The sequence below is a fragment of the Herbiconiux sp. genome (genome assembly GCF_023264855.1).
Taxonomy (GTDB): domain Bacteria; phylum Actinomycetota; class Actinomycetes; order Actinomycetales; family Microbacteriaceae; genus Herbiconiux.
Genome location: NZ_JAHFUW010000038.1, coordinates 1 through 17267 on the forward strand (window position 1 = coordinate 1; position 17267 = coordinate 17267).

The following is a 17267-nucleotide window of genomic DNA, read 5'->3' on the forward strand; positions in this document are numbered from 1 at the left end:
TCTGGCCCTGGTTCTCGGCAAGCGCGTCGGATTCCAGAAGGGCATCCAGAAGCCGCACAACGTGCCGCTCACCCTGCTGGGCGCCGCACTGCTGTGGTTCGGCTGGTTCGGCTTCAACGCCGGTTCCGAGGCCGCGGTCGACGGCGTCGCCGCCATCGCCTGGATCAACACCCTCGCGGCTCCCGCCGCCGGTATCCTCGGCTGGCTCATCATCGAGAAGATCAAGGACGGCAAGCCCACCTCGATCGGTGCCGCATCCGGTGCCGTCGCGGGCCTGGTCGCCATCACCCCGGCCTGTAACATCCTGACCCCGGGCTGGGCGATCGTGCTCGGCATCCTCGCCGGTGCCGTCTGCGCCCTGGCCGTCGAGCTCAAGTTCAAGCTCGGCTTCGACGACTCGCTCGACGTGGTGGGCATCCACCTGGTCGGCGGCCTCATCGGAACGCTCTACATCGGTATCTTCGGCGCCGGCATCGGCCTCATCGACACCGGCTCGCTCGAGCAGCTCTGGAAGCAGTTCGCTGCCGCCATGGTCGTGCTGATCTACTCCTTCGTGATGGCCTTCATCATCGGGTTCGTCATCCAGAAGACCATGGGCTTCCGGATCAAGAACGAAGACGAGGTGGCCGGCGTGGACACCACCGTGCACGGCGAAGAGGGCTACGTGCTCGAGACCGTCTAGGTCTCCGCACCCTCCGCGCACACGCGCCGGAGTCACACGAACACAGCGGGGCGTCATCCTTCGGGATGGCGCCCCGTTTGCGTGTTCGGCCCGATCGCGTCGCGGGCGAGGAGAGTGGCGCCCACGACGGCGCTCGGCATGGCGAGCACCGCGCCGAGCGGGATCAGGAACGTCAGGTAGCACAGGATGCCGAAGCCGAGCGTGCGGGCGCGACGCGCGCCGAGCATCCGTCGCCGGTCGCGCAGGGTCAGGCCGCGGGCGTCGAAGGCGAAGCCGGTGAGCTCGAGTGCCAGCACCCACCCGCCGAACACCGCGGCGAGCACGGGGGAGAGGATCGGGCCCAGCAGGGGGATGAGACCCACCACGAAGAGCAGCAGGGCGACTCCGAGCGTCAGCACCAGGATGCGCAGCCCGGTGCCGATCCCGCGCAGCAGGAGCCGCCAGAAGCCGCCTGACGCCTCGTCGGGCGCCTCGCCGAGGGTCTCTTCGGAGGCGCGCCAGATGCGCTCGTAGAACACGTCGCCGACCGCGAGGGTGATGGCGGTGAAGGTGAACACGACCAGTAGCACACCGGCCGCGACGAGTGCGAGGGCGGCGGAGACCCGCACGATGCTGCGCCACGGTTCGTCCCATCCGTCGGCGAACGGTGTGGCCCACTCGGCCAATCCGGGGGAGTTGACCGCGAGAACGACCAGTCCGGTCCCGTAGACAGCGGCCACGATCAGCGCCGGTACGGCTCCGAGCAGCATCAGCCGGGGCCTCGTGCCCCACATCCGCACCCCGCGCCAGAACAGCCCGGCCCCACCCAGCAGCTCACGCACCATCCCCGAAGCGTAAACGACGAAAGGCCCCCTGGAGAGGGAGCCTTTCGAAAATGCGTGGGCGATACCGGACTCGAACCGATGACCTCTTCCGTGTGAAGGAAGCGCGCTACCAACTGCGCCAATCGCCCGCTGGGGTGTGAGCCCTGAACAGTTATCGATAGTACCGGATGCCGAGGGGTGCTTCGTACACAGAAACCGTGCGACACGCCATGACCATGTCGATTTGGCTAACGCCGAATGAATCGGATAGAGTCTCTCCCGTTGCAGAAATGCAGCGGTGCGGATGTGGCGCAGTGGTAGCGCATAACCTTGCCAAGGTTAGGGTCGCGAGTTCGAATCTCGTCATCCGCTCGAGTGAAGTTACTCGTAGTGAGAATCGCCAGTTCTCACATGCACGAACTGGGTGGCGTGGCCGAGAGGCGAGGCAGCGGCCTGCAAAGCCGTCCACACGGGTTCAAATCCCGTCGCCACCTCCACTCTCGTCAAAGAATTTTGGCACCACCACCATTGGGCGATTGGCGCAGCGGTAGCGCGCTTCCCTGACACGGAAGAGGTCACTGGTTCGATCCCAGTATCGCCCACACACGAGAAAGGCCCCCGAGAATGCTCGGGGGCCTTTTCCGATTCCGTCCCCGACGAGGAAGGTGTTCAGTGATGGTTGCTTCTGCCGAAGAGGGAAACGGCCCGGCCGTGGTGCTGGTCCCGGAGCAGGGCGAGGGCATCGCTCAGCTCGCCGGGCTGGCGCACTCGATCGCCCAGGAGGATTTCCGGGTCGTGCGGATCGCGGCGGAATCCGCTCAGCACGTCGTCGAGGTGCTCGACGAGCTCGGGGTGACGGATGCCTGGATCGGCGGCCACGGGTACGGCGGTTCGATCGCGCGTGAGGTCGCGACGGCGCACCACGATCGCGTGAACGGCGTGATCCTGCTCGGGGTCGAGTCGGGCGAGACGGTTCCGGCGCTGGCCGAGGGCATCCCGGTGCTCGTCATCCAGGGTGCCGACGACGACGTCACCCCTCCGGCCAACGGCGACGCCCTGCGCGAGGCCGCCCCCGGCCTGGTGAGTGTGGTGACGATCGACGCCGCAGGTCATGGTTTCCCCTCGACCCACGCGGGTGAGACGGCCTGGGCGATCGAGGACTACCTCGACTGGGACTGATCGCATCCGCCGGTAGGCTTGAGGGGTTCTCTTTCACCTAGGCAGGAGCCCTCACCCGTGGCAACAGGATTCGATCTCTTCACCGACCGGGCCGTCGTGGCCCTGCGGGTCAACGGCGAACTGAAAGATCTTGCGACCACGGTGACCGACACGGATGCCGTCGAGCCCGTGACGATCGACAGCCCCGATGGCCTCGCCATCCTGCGCCATTCCGCTGCGCACGTGGCCGCGCAGGCCGTGCAGGCGATCAACCCGGAGGCGAAGCTCGGTATCGGCCCGCCCGTCACCGACGGCTTCTACTACGACTTCGACGTGGCCGAGCCCTTCACCCCGGAGGACATGAAGGCGATCGAGAAGGGCATGGAGCGCATCGTGCGGGCCGGCCAGCGCTTCGTGCGCCGAGTCGTCACCGAAGACGAGGCGCGCGCCGAGCTCGCGAATGAGCCGTACAAGCTCGAGCTGATCGGCCTCAAGGGCGGCAGCGCCGATGAGGGTGGCGACAACGAGTCGGTCGAGGTCGGTGGAGCCGAGCTCACCATCTACGACAACGTCGACCCGAAGACCGGCGAGACGGTCTGGAAAGACCTCTGCCGTGGCCCTCACCTGCCGAGCACGCGGATGATCGGCAACGGTTTCGCGCTCACCCGACTGGCCGCCGCCTACTGGCGCGGCTCGGAGAAGAACAAGCAGCTGCAACGGGTCTACGGCACCGCCTGGCCCACGAAAGACGAGTTGCGCGCCTACCAGGCCCGCATCGAGGAGGCCGCCAAGCGCGACCACCGCAAGCTCGGCAACGAGCTCGACCTGTTCTCCTTCCCCGACGAGATCGGATCGGGCCTCGCGGTCTTCCATCCCAAGGGCGGCATCATCCGGGCCGAGATCGAGAACTACCTGCGCGAGCAGCTGATCGCGAACGACTACGAACTGGTGAACACGCCGCACATCACCAAGGCGCACCTGTTCGAGACCAGCCAGCACCTCAACTGGTACAAAGACGGCATGTTCCCGGCGATGCACCTCGACGAGGAGCAGGATGCCGACGGCAACATCACCAAGCAGGGCCAGGACTACTACCTGAAGCCCATGAACTGCCCGATGCACAACCTGATCTTCCGGGCGCGCGGCCGCAGCTACCGCGAGTTGCCGCTGCGGCTGGCCGAATTCGGCACGGTCTACCGCTACGAGAAGAGCGGAACGCTCTCGGGGCTCACCCGAGTGCGGGGCCTCACCCAGGACGACGCCCACATCTACGTGTCCCAGAGCGAGGTGCGCGAAGAGCTCACCCGGCAGATCGACTTCATGCTCGACGTGCTGCGCGGCTACGGCCTCGACGACTTCTACCTCGAGCTGTCCACCCGCGACCCCGAGAAGTCCGTCGGCACCGACGAGATGTGGGAGACCGCCACCGAGACCCTGCGCGAGGTGGCGATCGCCTCCGGTCTCGAGCTCGTGCCCGATCCGGGGGGAGCGGCCTTCTACGGGCCGAAGATCTCGGTTCAGGCGCGCGACGCGATCGGCCGTACCTGGCAGCTCTCCACCATCCAGCTCGACTTCAACCAGCCCGAGCTGTTCGAGCTGGAGTACACGGCGCCGGATGGCACGAAGCAGCAGCCCGTGATGATCCACCGCGCGCTGCTCGGCTCGATCGAGCGGTTCTTCGCCATCCTGCTCGAGCACTACGCCGGGGCGTTCCCGGTGTGGCTGGCTCCGGTGCAGGTCGTGGCGATCCCGATCTCCGACGACCACGCCGACTACCTGAACGAGATCGTGTCGCGGCTGAGGAAGCGCGGCATCCGGGCCCAGCTCGACGACTCGTCCGACCGCATGCAGAAGAAGATCCGCACCCACACCAAAGACAAGGTGCCCGTGTTGCTGATCGCCGGCAGCGACGACCTGGCGGCCGGTTCGGTTAGCTTCCGCTTCCGCGACGGCTCGCAGGAGAACGGTGTCGCGGCCGACGAGGCGATCGAACGCATCGTGCGGAGCGTTCAGAATCATCTGCAGGTGAGCACCGCGGGGCAGCTCTGATGGAGCGCCCGATCGAGGAGTCCGGCGACTTCGCCGGGATCCCGGATGCCTTCCAGCGGCTCTGGACGCCGCACCGGATGGTCTACATCCAGGGCGGCGAGCAGCCGCACATCGACGAGTGCCCGTTCTGCCGGGCGCCCTCGCTGAGCGATGAAGAGGGGCTGATCGTGGCGCGCGGAACGCACGCCTACGTGCTGCTGAACCTCTTTCCGTACAACTCCGGTCACCTGCTGGTGTGCCCGTACCGTCATGTCGCGACCTACGATCTGGCGACGCCGGAGGAGACGCAGGAGATCGCCGAGCTGACGCAGACCGCGATGCGCGTGCTGACGACGGTGGCGCGCTGCGACGGCTTCAACATCGGGATGAACCAGGGCCGGGTCGCCGGCGCGGGAGTGGCCGGGCACCTGCACCAGCACATCGTGCCGCGCTGGATGTCGGACTCCAACTTCTTCCCGGTGATCGCCCGCACGAAGGCGCTTCCTCAGCTTCTGGGCGAGGTGCGGGCCGAGATCCAGGCGGCCTGGCCCGCTTCCGGATCGGCCCCGGCCGGCGGCGTCCCGGCTCTGTGACGGCCGGTGTCGGTGGCACCGCTTAAGTTGAGGATATGACAGGATCACGAGCCGAAGCCGCGTATTCCCGCGCGGTGACGGCCTTCACCACGCCCACACTCGACCTGCTGCACGGCCGGTTCGCCCCGTTCGTCGTGGCCGCTCTGTCGATCGTGTTCACCGCCGACCGCGCATCCGTGGCGATCGCCGACGGGCATGCGGAGCTGTCGGAGATCCTGGACGAGTTGCGGGCGGCCGGCTATGACGACGACGGTCGCAAGATCCCGGCGGGAACCGGTCGCGACGTCTGCCGCAACTGGGTGCGACTGGGGTGGCTGGTGCAGCAGATCGACGACGACGTCGAGGTCTACCGTCTGTCGGCGCACGCCGTCGAAGCGCTGGAGATCGCTGGTCGCACCGGGGCCGGCCGTACACGGGTGTCGAACTCGCGGGTGCGAACGCTGCTCGAGGCCGTGGAGCATCTCACCGACAGCGCGGAGGCCGATCCGGTGCGCCGGCTCGTCCGCCTGGGCGCCGAGCGCGATGTGCTCGACGCCGAGATCGCGCGCATCCAGGCGAGCGGATTCGCCGACCCGCTCGACGACGACGAGCTGCTAGAAGAGGCCGAGAACGTCTTGCACCTGGCCCGCGAGCTCCCCGCCGACTTCACCCGGGTGGCGGAGTCGCTCAGGGCGATGCAGCGGGATGTGGTGGCGTACCTCAGGCGCGACGAGCGACCGACGGGCGAGGTGCTGCGGGAGTACCTGCAGCGCGCGCAGGACGTCATGCAGGCGACCCCCGAGGGCCGGGCTTTCGCGGGTGCTCTGCGGCTGATCGGCGATCCGGATCGCATCGACGCGCTCACCGAGCAGCTGCACGGCCTGCTCCGGCAGCCTTTCGCGCGGCTGCTCGACAGCACCCAGCGCGCCGAGCTCGATGCCATCGGGCGACGGGTGGAGCTCGGGGTCGAGGAGGTCCTCGCGGCGCAACGCCGGGCCTCGCACGTCATCACCGGTCAGGTGAAGACGCACGATCCGCTGCGCGACCGCCAGATCGACGACCTGCTGCGCGACGTCATCGCCGGGCTGCACGCCTGGAGCGGTGCGGGTGCCGTGGAGCCCGTGCGCAGCATGCCTCTGCTGGATCTCGGGCATCTGCGCCAGGCCGTGAGCGACATCCGGCCGCCCGGGTCGCCGGCACCGCTCACCCAGGCCGTCGACGTCGAGTTCGCCGACGTCGACTCGAGAGCCTGGGGCGGGCCGCGGTACGCCGAACTCGAGGCGTACGTCGCCGGTCTCGGCGAGGTCTTCGATCTCGCCGCCGCGTTCACCGACGCCGCAGCCGACACCCGCCGCCCCGTCGACCTCCTCGGACTACTCGAGATCGCCCACCGCAACGGGATGAGCGAGAGCGCCGAGGTGTCGATGGTCGAGGCCGTGCGACCCGACGGCACCACGCGCCGATTCGCCTTCGCCGCGGTGACGGCACGCACCACGAAAGAGGACGATGAGCATGATGGATGACGACTTCGGGTCCGAACCGGCGACCGACGACCCGTTCATCTCGCCGGTGGCGATGGAAGACGATCTCGAGGAGCATTTTCCCGGTGACCGGGGAACCCTCGATCCGGAGGTGCGGCGTGTGCTCGTCCATCTGCTCCAGCGCCGGTTCCTCGCGGCCGAGCGCCACAAGGCCGAATGGAAGCTGATGCTCGATCACCAGCAGATGATCGAGTCCCGGCTGAACGACCTGTATCTGCGGCTCGTGATCGACCACTCCCGCGGGTTCGCCTACAAGCAGCAGCTGCGTTCCGACGAGGTCGACATGCCGGTCCTGCTCAAGGATGCTCCCTACTCCCGGGCGGAGACGCTCGTGCTCGTGCACCTGCGCACCGTCTACCAGCGCGAATCGGCCGCTGGCGAAGCCTCCGTCCGGGTCGACATCGAAGACGTGGAGCAGACCGTGCTGAGCTACTTCACCGAGGCCGACGGCAGCACCGCCCGGCACCAGAAGGCGATCAGGAACGCCATGGAGCGACTGGATCGCGAAGGCATCGTCGGCGAGGAGACGAGCGGGCGCTATCGGATCAGTGCTCTCGTCGAGGTCGTCCTCAGTGCGGAGACGCTCAAAGAGCTGCGGGATTGGCTGCGCGAACAGGAAGTGGTCGCACGATGACGATGATCGACACGCTCTTCGGTCTCATCCCGGCGGCGTCGCGCGGGCAGCAGTGGATCGTCGAGGATCTGCAGCTGATCAACTGGGGCGGCTACGACGGCGGCCCGCATCTGGTGCGGTTCTCGCCCGGTGCGACGCTGCTCTGTGGCGGGTCGGGCTCCGGCAAGTCGACCATGATGGACGCCTACATCGCCCTCATGATGCCCCACACCACGCCGTTCAACGGGGCCTCGAACGGCGGCGTGACCGGCCGGCCCCGCGGCGACGACCAGCGCAACATCCTGTCGTACGGCCGCGGCAAGATCGACGAGTCGCGCACCGAAGACGGCACGAAGCTGCGCGTGCTCCGCGGCGACGGCGAAGACACGTGGAGTGCGATCGCAGCCACCTGGCTCGATCACGACGGGTCGCGTTTCACGGCCATCAGGGCCTGGTACATCCCCACCGACGCGCGCACGCTCGACGACACGATCCGGGTGCGCGCCACCGTCACCGGCGCCTTCGATCTCGGCCGCCTGGAGCAGGCGGCGGCCCAGCGGCTCTCCGATGCCGCCGTTCGAGCGGCCGGCCTGGAGACGCTGGCCACCGACCGCGAGTTCTCTGCCCGGCTGCATGCGGTTCTCGGGATCGGCGCGGCCGGCTCCGGCGCGAAGGCGATCAGTCTCCTCGCCCGGATCCAGGCCGGCCAGCAGATCACGACCGTCGACGATCTGTACAAGCGTCTCGTGCTCGAGGAGCCGGAGACGATGGCCATCGCCGATGCGGTGGTCTCCCACTTCGACGAACTCGAGAGCACCCGCACGCGGATGCTCACGGCCAAGCAGCAGGTGAACGCGCTCGAGCCGATCCGGGGGATCACGGCGAAGATCGAGGCCGCGGCGGAGCGCGTGCGCCTGATCGACGAGGTCGGGGTCTTCTCCGAGCCGAGCTCGCCGGCGTCTCTCTGGAGCGCCGAGCGCCGCCTCGGCCTGCTCCGGGAGGTCGAGATCGAGCTGCGCGCTCGAGCCCGATCCCTGGAGCTCGCGGTGCGCGAGAAGCATGCTCTGATCGAGGCGGCGGATCTCGAGCGCGAGGGACTGCTCGACGTGCTGCGGCTCTCCGGCGGCGACCGGCTCGAAACCGCCCAGCGCGAGCTCCGGCTGGTGGAGCGCCGTCTCGACGAGGTTCGGCGGGAGCGTGCGAAGTTTGAAGAGGTCATCCGGGAGCTCGGCGTCGACGTGCAGTCCGCCGCGCAGTTCGAGCGCCTCGTTGCAGGAGACCTGGTGGCCCGGCCGGGTTCCGGGGTGCGCCAGGCCCGGGCCGTGTTCGCCGAGGCGGAATCCGAACGCCGGGCGGCCGACGCGGAGCGGCTGCGTGTGCAGAAGGAGCGGGACACCGCCAGCCGGATGCGGGGCAGCATCCCGCCCGCGCTCGACGAGACACGCAGGCTCCTGGCGCACGCGGCCGGGCTCGACCCCTCCGACCTCCCGTTCGTGGGCGAGCTGGTCGAGGTGCGCACCGAGTTCGAGCCGTGGCGGGAGGCGTTCAACCTCGCCCTCGGGGGATTCGCCAGAACCCTGCTGATCGATGCCTCCCAGCTCGACGCCTTCCGGGCCGCCATCAACTCGGTCCGCACGCAGGAGAGGCTGAACTACGAGGGAGTCCACACCGGGCTCGCCGAGATCACGACCCTCGACGCGAGCACGCTGCCGGGGCGCCTCGACTACCGGTCGACGCCTTTCACCGGGTGGCTCCAGCAGCGGCTCACCGATCGCTTCGGGTTCGTCTGCGTCGACGCCTCGTCGCAGCTCGGCCGGCATCAGAAGGCGCTCACGATCACCGGGCAGGTCTCGCGCGGGAGCCGGGGCGCGCACGGCGGTCAGGGGCGCGGCAACGTGCTCGGCTTCTCCAACGTGCGCCGCCTCCGCGAGCTCGACGACCACGTGCAGCGCCTGACCGACCGTCTCGACACCGCCGCGCGCGCCGCGCACGACGCCGACATCGCGCTGGACCACCTGGCGGCTCGCTCGACGGCGTTCGCGAAGATCGAAGACCTCACCTGGGAACAGATCGACGTCGACACGGTCGTGGCCGAACGCGAGCGCTGGCTCGCCGTCGAAACCGAGGTGACGGCGGCCAACCCCGAGATCGCCCACCTCACCGAGCAGGCCGAGGAGTGCAAGACCCGGGCCGCACGGCTCCGCGCCGAGGAGGCGCGACTGGCCGCCGACCTCGCTCAGAGCAAGGAGCGCTGGGGGTCCGTGACGGATGAGGTCGACGCCTGCCAGCGTGTGATCGACGACGCCGACGCCGGGGGAGTGACGCTCGGCGACGGGCACGCCTCGTTCCTCGACGACCGTTTTCTCGACGTGGCCGCCGACGGCACCTCGTCCGCGGGGGAACGGCTCGCCCACCTCGACACCGCGCTCCGCACGGCGGCGCAGCGGCTCGGCGACGATCGCCGGGCCGCCTCCGACGCCCACCAGGAACAGCGCGAGAGCATGCGCCGGCTGATGAGCGGATTCGTGGAGCGCTGGGACAGCCTGACCGTCGTGCCCGATCCCGACGAGTCGGTGGCCGAGTTCGAGAGCATCCTCGAAGCCCTGGAGACCAGCGGGCTGCACGAGCTCGAGACCGAATGGCGCGACAGCCTGCTGAAGCTGTCGGGCAACGATCTCACCAGTCTGGATTCCACCCTCGCCCGCTCGCTGCGGGAGATCAAGGACCGCATCGATCCGATCAACCGCATCATGGAGGAACTGCCCTTCTACGACGATCGCCACCGGCTGCAGATCGCGCCGCGCGAGAACCAGTCCGAGGCCCGCAAGCGCTTCCGGCGGGAGCTGCGCGAGGTGCGCGCCCTGATCGAGGCCGCCTCGACCGACACGGATCGCGAGAACGCCTACCGGCGGATGAGCCGCCTGATCGGCCGGATGCGGCGCTCGGCGCCCGACTTCGCCGAACTCATCGACGTGCGCAACCACGTGCGCGTGAGTGCGGAGCGGATCGACGCCCAGACGCGGGAGCACGTCGCGCTCTATGACCACATCGGCGAGAAGTCCGGCGGCGAGTCGCAGGAGCTGGTCGCATTCATCGTCGGCGCCGCGCTGCGCTACCAGCTCGGTGACGCGGGGGCGCCCCGGCCGCGCTACGCGCCGGTGTTCATGGACGAAGCGCTGATCAAGGCGGATGCGCACTTCACAAAGCGGGCGATCGGCGCCTGGCGCGGCCTCGGCTTCCAGCTCGTCATCGGCGCCCCGAACGACAAGTACAGCGCCATCGAGCCGCACGTCGATGTGGAGTACACCATCCTCAAAGACACTCAAGGTCGCTCCTGGGCGAAGGCCAAGGTCGGTCTCCCGGAGCCCGCGCGCTGAAACGGGCGCGGGCGGCCTTCTCGCGTAGACTTGACCGAGATTCCTGAAGGAGATTTTCGTGTCCGGACATTCCAAGTGGGCGACGACCAAGCACAAGAAGGCGATCATCGATTCGCGCCGTGCCAAGTCGTTCGCGAAGCTGATCAAGAACATCGAGGTCGCAGCCAAGATGGGCGGCGCCGACATGGCCGGTAACCCCACCCTGGTCGACGCGGTGCAGAAGGCGAAGAAGACCTCTGTTCCGATCGACAACATCAATCGCGCGGTCAAGCGCGGCGCGGGGCTCACCGGTGAGTCGATCGATTACCAGACGATCATCTACGAGGCCTACGGCCCGAACGGCATCGCGCTGCTGGTGGAGTGCCTCACCGACAACAAGAACCGTGCGGCCGCAGACGTCCGTACCGTGATGTCGCGCAACGGCGGCACCCTGGCCGACCCCGGCAGCGTGGCCTACAACTTCGCCCGCAAGGGCGTCATCACCGTCGCGCACGCCGACGGCATCACCGAGGACGACGTGCTCGCCGCCGTGCTCGACGCCGGGGCCGAAGAGGTCACCGACCGCGGTGAGTCCTTCGAGGTGCTCACCGAGCCCTCCTCGATGGTGGCCGCCCGTGCCGCCCTGCAGGAGGCCGGGATCGACTACGACTCCGCCGACGTGGAGTTCGTGGCGAGCCTGCAGGTCGAGGCCGACGCCGAGACCGCACGCAAGGTGTTCCGCCTGATCGACGCCCTCGAAGACTCCGACGACGTGCAGAACGTGTACACGAACATCGACATCACGCCCGAGGTGCAGGCCGAGCTCGAACAGGACTGAGCTCCGCACCCCACCTCATCACCCAGCACCTCACCACATCGATCAGACGCAGGCCGGCGCGAGAAAGAAGAGAGTGGATGCGAGTCCTCGGAATCGATCCTGGCCTGACCCGCTGCGGCGTGGGCATCGTCGACGTCTCGGCGACGCGCAAACCGGTGCTGGTGCACGTCTCGGTCATCACGACCGGCACGGAACTCGCGCTCGAGGAGCGCCTGCTGATCGTCTCCCGGGGGATCGAGGCGCTGCTGGACGAGCACCGGCCCGACACCGTCGCGGTCGAGCGCGTCTTCGCGCAGCACAACGTGCGCACGGTGATGGGCACGGCCCAGGTGAGCGGGATCGCGCTGCTCGCCGCCGCGCGCCGCTCACTGCCCGTGGGGCTGCACACGCCCAGCGAGGTGAAGGCCGCGATCACCGGGTACGGGCAGGCCGACAAGAAGCAGGTCGGCGCGATGGTGGCCAAGGTACTGCGGCTCGAGAGCGTTCCCAAGCCGGCGGACGCGGCCGACGCGCTGGCTCTGGCGATCTGTCACGCGTGGCGGGTTCCGCTCGGCGCGGCCGTCACCGGAGCGACCAGCGGATCGACGCTGCCGCGCACCGCGGTCGACCGTTCGGCGCTCACTCCGGCACAGGAGGCGTGGCGCGCCGCCGAGCAAGGCACAGCCCGGCGCACCGCCGCCCATAGGCTGGTTCGATGATCTCTGCGTTGCGCGGCACCGTCCTCTCCATCGCGGGAGGCACGGCCGTGATCGACGTCGGCGGCGTCGGCTACGCGGTGGCCGTCACCGGCCGGCACGCGCTGACGCTGCGTACCGGATCCGAGGCGGCTGTGCTCACCTCGCTCATCGTGCGGGAAGACAGCCTCTCGCTGTTCGGCTTCCCCGACCAGGATTCGCTCGACATCTTCACGCTCCTCATCGGCGTCACGGGCGTGGGCCCGAAGTCGGCCCTCGGCGTTCTCGCCGAACTCACGCCGGGCGAGGTCGCGCTGGCGGTCGCCCGGGAAGACGACGCCGCCTTCCGCAAGGTCACCGGCATCGGGCCGAAGACGGCCAAGCTGATCGTGCTGCAGCTCACCGGCAAGATCGCGGCGCGACCCGTCGCAGCCGGAGCATCCGTGACCGGGGCGCCCGCTGCGGCCCCCCACGTCCGCGGCAATGTGGAGCGCGCCCTCGTGGGCCTCGGCTGGCCCGAGCGCAGCGCGACCGCCGCCGTCGACGAGGTGCTCGAGACGGCGTCGCCGGTCGAGGCCGGCGACGTGCAGGCGCTGCTCCGGCTCGCTCTGGCCGTGCTCGGTCCGGCCCAGAACACCGGGAGCACGCGGTGAGCGAGCGTTACGACGGCGAGGCCCTGGTCAATCCCGAGGTCGAGTCCGAGGCCGAGGTCGCCTTCGAGGGCGCCCTCCGCCCGAAATCGCTCGCCGAGTTCGTGGGGCAGCGGAAGGTGCGCGGCCAGTTGCAGCTGCTGCTGGATGCGGCCGCCATCCAGAGCCGCACGCCCGACCACATCCTGCTGGCCGGCCCTCCCGGCCTCGGCAAGACCACGCTCGCCATGATCGTCGCCCACGAGACCGACCGTCCCCTGCGCCTCACCAGCGGTCCGGCCATCCAGCACGCCGGTGACCTCGCGGCAGTGCTCTCCTCCCTGGTGCCGGGGGAGGTGCTCTTCATCGACGAGATCCACCGGATGGCCCGCCCGGCCGAGGAGATGCTGTACCTCGCGATGGAGGACTTCCGCATCGACATCATGGTGGGCAAGGGTGCCGGGGCGACATCCATTCCCCTTGATCTCTCCCCGTTCACCCTGGTGGGAGCCACCACACGGGCCGGTCTGCTGCCGAACCCGTTGCGCGACCGTTTCGGCTTCACCGCGCACCTGGAGTTCTACGAGACCGAAGAACTCGTGCGGGTGCTGCACCGGGCCGCGCAGTTGCTCTCGGTGCAGATCGACGAAGAGTCGCTGCGTGAGATCGCCTCCCGCAGCCGGGGCACGCCCCGCATCGCCAACCGGCTGCTGCGCCGGGTGCGCGACTACGCACTGGTCACCGGGGGAGGCGCGACGCTGACCGCGGTGCGGGCAGCGCTCGAGCTCTACGACGTAGACGCCCTCGGGCTGGACAGGCTCGACCGGGCCGTCATGCAGATCCTTCTGGAGCGATTCAACGGCGGGCCGGTCGGCCTCAACACCCTCGCCGTGTCGGTCGGTGAGGAATCGGAGACCATCGAGGCCGTCGTGGAGCCCTTCCTGGTGCGCATCGGTCTGATCTCCCGAACCCCGCGCGGCCGGATCGCCACCAATGCCGGCTGGCAGCACTTCGGGATGCGACGCGATAATCCGCCCGGCGCCCCTGCGCTTTTCGGCGATGGCCTATAATTCAAGCTGGTCTACAGGAGACACCCCTAGGATGATCTCCGACCATCACCCCCACCCTCTTGGAAGGCGCCCTTTTTCATGGCTCTCGATCCGTTAACAATCATCATGCTGGTCGTTCTGGCCGTGCTGGTGATCTTCATGTTCCGCAACAGCCGCAAGCGCCAGGCGCAGGCTCGCGAACTGCAGAGCAAGGTGGCGGTGGGCGCTGAGGTCATGACCAACTTCGGCCTGTACGGCACGATCCTCGAGATGGACGAGGAAGAGAACCAGGTTCTGCTGGAGACCACCCCCGGCACCGTGCTCAAGGTGCACCGCCAGACCGTGACCCGCGTGGTCACCCCCTCGCCCCTCGAAGCCCTCGACGACGAGACCCCCGCCCTCGACGGCGAGCCCGCCTATGGCGAGCGGATCGACGAGCCCACCACCTCCCACGAAGACATCGCCCCTGCCGCTGTCGACTCCCCGGTCGAGAAGAAGACCGAGAAAAAGGGCGACGAGTAACTTCGTCCTCCTTTCCGACCCACGCTCGCCGCACCGGCGCCCGAGCGGCACAGAAAGCTGAGTAACTCAGGTGGCACAAACTACCGCGGTCAAAAAGGCGTGGAAGACGCTGATCTGGCTGGCCGTCATCTTCGCCGTCCTGGCGGGCACCATCGCCGGAGGCGTGATTTTCAGCACGGCCACCTGGACGCCGAAGCTCGCCCTCGACCTCGAGGGCGGAACGCAGATCATCCTGACCCCGAAGCTCGAGTCGGGCCAGCAGGTCTCGTCCGAGCAGCTCGACCAGGCGGTCTCGATCATCCGTCAGCGTGTCGACGCGAGCGGCGTGTCGGAGGCCGAGGTCACCACCCAGGGCGGCACGAACGTCGTGGTGTCGATCCCCGGTTCGCCGGATCAGGCCACCCTCGACCGCATCGAGTCCTCGGCCAAGCTCGACTTCCGCGCGGTGTTGCTGGCGGATGTCGCGACTCCGAGCGCCTCGACGTCGCCGGCTCCCACTGTCGATCCGAGTCTGTCGACCACGCCGACCGCGAGCCCCACCAACGGCAGCGACCTGGCCTACGTCACACCGGCTCTGCAGGCGCAGTTCGACACCTTCGACTGCGGTTCGACCGAAGCCGAAGACGCCGGCCAGGCTCCCGCCGACCAGCCACTGGTCACCTGTGACGAGAACGGCGTGAAGTACCTGCTCGGCCCGGTCGAGATCGAAGGCGCCGACATCGCCGATGCGTCCAGCGGGGTGGCTACCACCCAGCAGGGCTCGTCCACCGGCCAGTGGGTCGTCGACATCTCGTTCAACGACGAGGGAACCGCCAAGTTCGCCGACGTGACCACCCGCCTCTACGGCCTGACCGGCGTGCAGAACCAGTTCGCCATCGTGCTCGACGGCAAGGTCATCACGGCGCCGACCACCGGCGGATCCTTCACCGACGGCCGGGCCCAGATCTCCGGATCGTTCACGCAGGACTCCGCCAAGACGCTGGCCGACCAGCTGAAGTTCGGCGCACTACCGATCGGCTTCACCACGCAGTCCTCCGAGGCCATCTCGGCGACCCTCGGTTCGACCCAGCTCCTGTCGGGACTGATCGCCGGTGCGATCGGTCTGCTCCTGGTCGTCATCTACTCGCTCATCCAGTACCGCCTGCTCGGACTGGTCACCATCGCCTCGCTGATCGTGGCGGCGGCCCTGACCTATCTGCTGGTCACGCTGATGTCGTGGCGCATCGACTTCCGTCTCTCGCTCGCGGGTGTCGCCGGTCTGATCGTGGCGATCGGTATCACCGCCGACTCGTTCATCGTGTACTTCGAGCGAATACGTGACGAGCTGCGTGACGGCAAAGCCCTCACGTCGTCGGTACAGGCCGGCTGGAAGCGGGCCATCCGCACCATCACCGCCTCGGACGCGGTGAACTTCCTCGCCGCCGCCGTGCTGTACGTGCTCGCCATCGGCAACGTGCGCGGGTTCGCCTTCACCCTCGGCCTGACGACCATCGTCGACATCATCGTCGTGATCTTGTTCACGCACCCGTTGATGACGCTGCTGGCCGAGCTGCCGTTCTTCCGCGACGGCCACAAGCTCAGCGGGCTCGATCCGCGCGCTCTCGGGGCGGTCTACCGTGGTCGTGCCCAATTCCGGGCTCCGGCCGCGAGCGTCTCCTCCGCCAAGCGAGGCTCGTCGAGCCGTGAGGTCGCCAAGCGGCAGACCATCGCGGAGCGCAAGGCCGCCGAGCTCTCGGGCGCGCCGTCTGATTCGAAACGCTCCAGCGACGAGGGGAAGAACTCCTGATGGCCAGCTTCTCCCAATTCGGAAACGACCTCTACTCCGGAAAGCGCTCGATCGACTTCGTCGGCCGTCGCAAGCTCTGGTACGCCATCTCGGCGGTCCTCATCCTGATCGCCCTCGTGGGCCCCTGGTTGCGCGGCGGATACGAGTTCGGCATCGAGTTCCGCGGTGGATCCGAGTTCACTGTCTCCCAGGTGACGACCCAGGACCAGACCCTCGCCACCGACGCCGTCAACCAGACCGCTCCCGGATCGAACCCCAAGGTCACCACGCTGGCGCAGGATGCGGTGCGCGTGCAGACCGACGAGCTCGACAAGACGCAGAGTGCGGCGGTGGCCGAGGCGCTGGCCACGGCCTACGACGTGCCGGTCGCCGACGTGACCACATCGTTCATCGGCGCCACCTGGGGTGCCGACATCACCACGCAGGCCATCCGGGGTCTGATCATCTTCCTCGTGCTGGTGGCGATCTTCATGGCCATCTACTTCCGCACCTGGAAGATGGCGGCGGCGGCGCTGATCGCGCTGCTGCACGACCTCGTGATCACGGCGGGTGTGTACGGGCTCACGGGGCTTGAGATCACCCCCGCGGCGGTGATCGGCTTCTTGACCATCCTCGGCTACTCGCTGTACGACACCGTGGTGGTGTTCGACAAGATCCGGGAGAACACGGCGAGCATGGGGGAGCGCGGATCCCAGACCTTCCCCGAGATGGTGAACCTCGCGATCAACCAGACCCTGGTGCGCTCGATCAACACCTCGATCGTGGCCGCCCTGCCCGTCGCCTCGATCCTCATCATCGGATCGTTCGTGCTCGGCGCCTCGACGCTACGCGACATCTCGCTCGCGCTGCTGATCGGAATCATCGTGGGAACGTATTCCACGATCTTCGTGGCGGCTCCGCTCTACGTGCAGTTCCGTCAGAACGAAGCGAAGATGAAGAAGCACGACGCCCTGGTGCGCTCCGATCGCGAGCGCGCGGCGAAGGCCACGGTCTCTGCCTGATCCGATGCGGAGGGT

At 68.2% G+C, this 17267-nt stretch carries 14 protein-coding genes, 4 tRNA genes and 1 pseudogene; 17 read left to right on the forward strand and 2 right to left on the reverse strand.

The features are described from left to right. A pseudogene (locus tag Q0D75_RS14710) lies at window positions 1–682 on the forward strand (ammonia channel protein); the annotation flags it as partial. A gap of 53 nt (window positions 683–735) precedes the next feature. Here the strand turns inward: Q0D75_RS14710 and Q0D75_RS14715 are convergent. Beyond that, window positions 736–1506, reverse strand: coding sequence for an EI24 domain-containing protein (locus Q0D75_RS14715; protein WP_291054896.1), 771 nt, complete (start codon window positions 1504–1506; stop codon window positions 736–738). 55 nt (window positions 1507–1561) lie between these two features. Beyond that, a tRNA-Val gene (locus Q0D75_RS14720) sits at window positions 1562–1634 on the reverse strand. 151 nt (window positions 1635–1785) lie between these two features. Between Q0D75_RS14720 and Q0D75_RS14725 the strand changes: the two genes are divergently transcribed. The 16 genes from Q0D75_RS14725 to secF all read left to right on the forward strand — a co-directional run bounded on the left by Q0D75_RS14725 (window position 1786) and on the right by secF (window position 17252). Beyond that, window positions 1786–1857 (forward strand) — tRNA-Gly (locus tag Q0D75_RS14725). Between the two features lie 51 nt (window positions 1858–1908). After that, window positions 1909–1982: transfer RNA gene (locus tag Q0D75_RS14730), tRNA-Cys, on the forward strand. Between the two features lie 33 nt (window positions 1983–2015). Next, window positions 2016–2087 (forward strand) — tRNA-Val (locus Q0D75_RS14735). A gap of 73 nt (window positions 2088–2160) precedes the next feature. Continuing rightward, window positions 2161–2664, forward strand: coding sequence for an alpha/beta hydrolase (locus Q0D75_RS14740; protein WP_291054898.1), 504 nt, complete (start codon window positions 2161–2163; stop codon window positions 2662–2664). 57 nt (window positions 2665–2721) lie between these two features. Next, on the forward strand, window positions 2722–4692 hold the full coding sequence (thrS, locus tag Q0D75_RS14745) for a threonine--tRNA ligase (RefSeq protein WP_291054901.1): 1971 nt from the start codon (window positions 2722–2724) through the stop codon (window positions 4690–4692). Continuing rightward, on the forward strand, window positions 4692–5264 hold the full coding sequence (locus Q0D75_RS14750; protein WP_291054904.1) for an HIT domain-containing protein: 573 nt from the start codon (window positions 4692–4694) through the stop codon (window positions 5262–5264). The genes thrS and Q0D75_RS14750 overlap by 1 nt, the downstream gene beginning before the upstream one ends. A gap of 35 nt (window positions 5265–5299) precedes the next feature. Continuing rightward, a complete protein-coding gene (locus Q0D75_RS14755; protein ID WP_291054907.1) occupies window positions 5300–6766 on the forward strand; it encodes a DUF3375 domain-containing protein in 1467 nt (488 codons plus the stop codon). After that, window positions 6756–7418, forward strand: a complete 663-nt coding sequence (locus tag Q0D75_RS14760; RefSeq protein ID WP_291054910.1) for a DUF4194 domain-containing protein — start codon at window positions 6756–6758, stop codon at window positions 7416–7418. The genes Q0D75_RS14755 and Q0D75_RS14760 overlap by 11 nt, the downstream gene beginning before the upstream one ends. After that, window positions 7415–10774, forward strand: coding sequence for an SbcC/MukB-like Walker B domain-containing protein (locus Q0D75_RS14765; protein ID WP_291054912.1), 3360 nt, complete (start codon window positions 7415–7417; stop codon window positions 10772–10774). Before Q0D75_RS14760 ends, Q0D75_RS14765 begins: the two co-directional genes overlap by 4 nt. A gap of 58 nt (window positions 10775–10832) precedes the next feature. Continuing rightward, the gene (locus Q0D75_RS14770) at window positions 10833–11591 is read left to right on the forward strand and encodes a YebC/PmpR family DNA-binding transcriptional regulator (RefSeq protein ID WP_291054914.1); all 759 of its coding nucleotides are present in this window, start codon (window positions 10833–10835) and stop codon (window positions 11589–11591) included. Between the two features lie 77 nt (window positions 11592–11668). Beyond that, window positions 11669–12289 (forward strand): crossover junction endodeoxyribonuclease RuvC, encoded by a 621-nt coding sequence (gene ruvC, locus Q0D75_RS14775; protein ID WP_291054916.1) that lies wholly within the window; start codon window positions 11669–11671, stop codon window positions 12287–12289. Beyond that, complete coding sequence (ruvA, locus tag Q0D75_RS14780; protein ID WP_291054919.1) at window positions 12286–12918, forward strand: Holliday junction branch migration protein RuvA; 633 nt, start codon at window positions 12286–12288, stop codon at window positions 12916–12918. The genes ruvC and ruvA overlap by 4 nt, the downstream gene beginning before the upstream one ends. Continuing rightward, window positions 12915–13964: a Holliday junction branch migration DNA helicase RuvB gene (ruvB, locus tag Q0D75_RS14785; protein WP_291054921.1), complete on the forward strand. Its 1050-nt coding sequence runs from the start codon at window positions 12915–12917 to the stop codon at window positions 13962–13964. The genes ruvA and ruvB overlap by 4 nt, the downstream gene beginning before the upstream one ends. Before the next feature lie 78 nt (window positions 13965–14042). Further along, entirely contained in the window at window positions 14043–14465 is a 423-nt protein-coding gene (yajC, locus tag Q0D75_RS14790) for a preprotein translocase subunit YajC (RefSeq protein WP_291054924.1), read from the forward strand. A 70-nt stretch (window positions 14466–14535) separates the two neighbouring features. Beyond that, on the forward strand, window positions 14536–16251 hold the full coding sequence (secD, locus tag Q0D75_RS14795) for a protein translocase subunit SecD (protein ID WP_291054927.1): 1716 nt from the start codon (window positions 14536–14538) through the stop codon (window positions 16249–16251). Then, a complete protein-coding gene (secF, locus tag Q0D75_RS14800) occupies window positions 16251–17252 on the forward strand; it encodes a protein translocase subunit SecF (RefSeq protein WP_291054930.1) in 1002 nt (333 codons plus the stop codon). The genes secD and secF overlap by 1 nt, the downstream gene beginning before the upstream one ends. Window positions 17253–17267 lie beyond the last annotated feature (15 nt).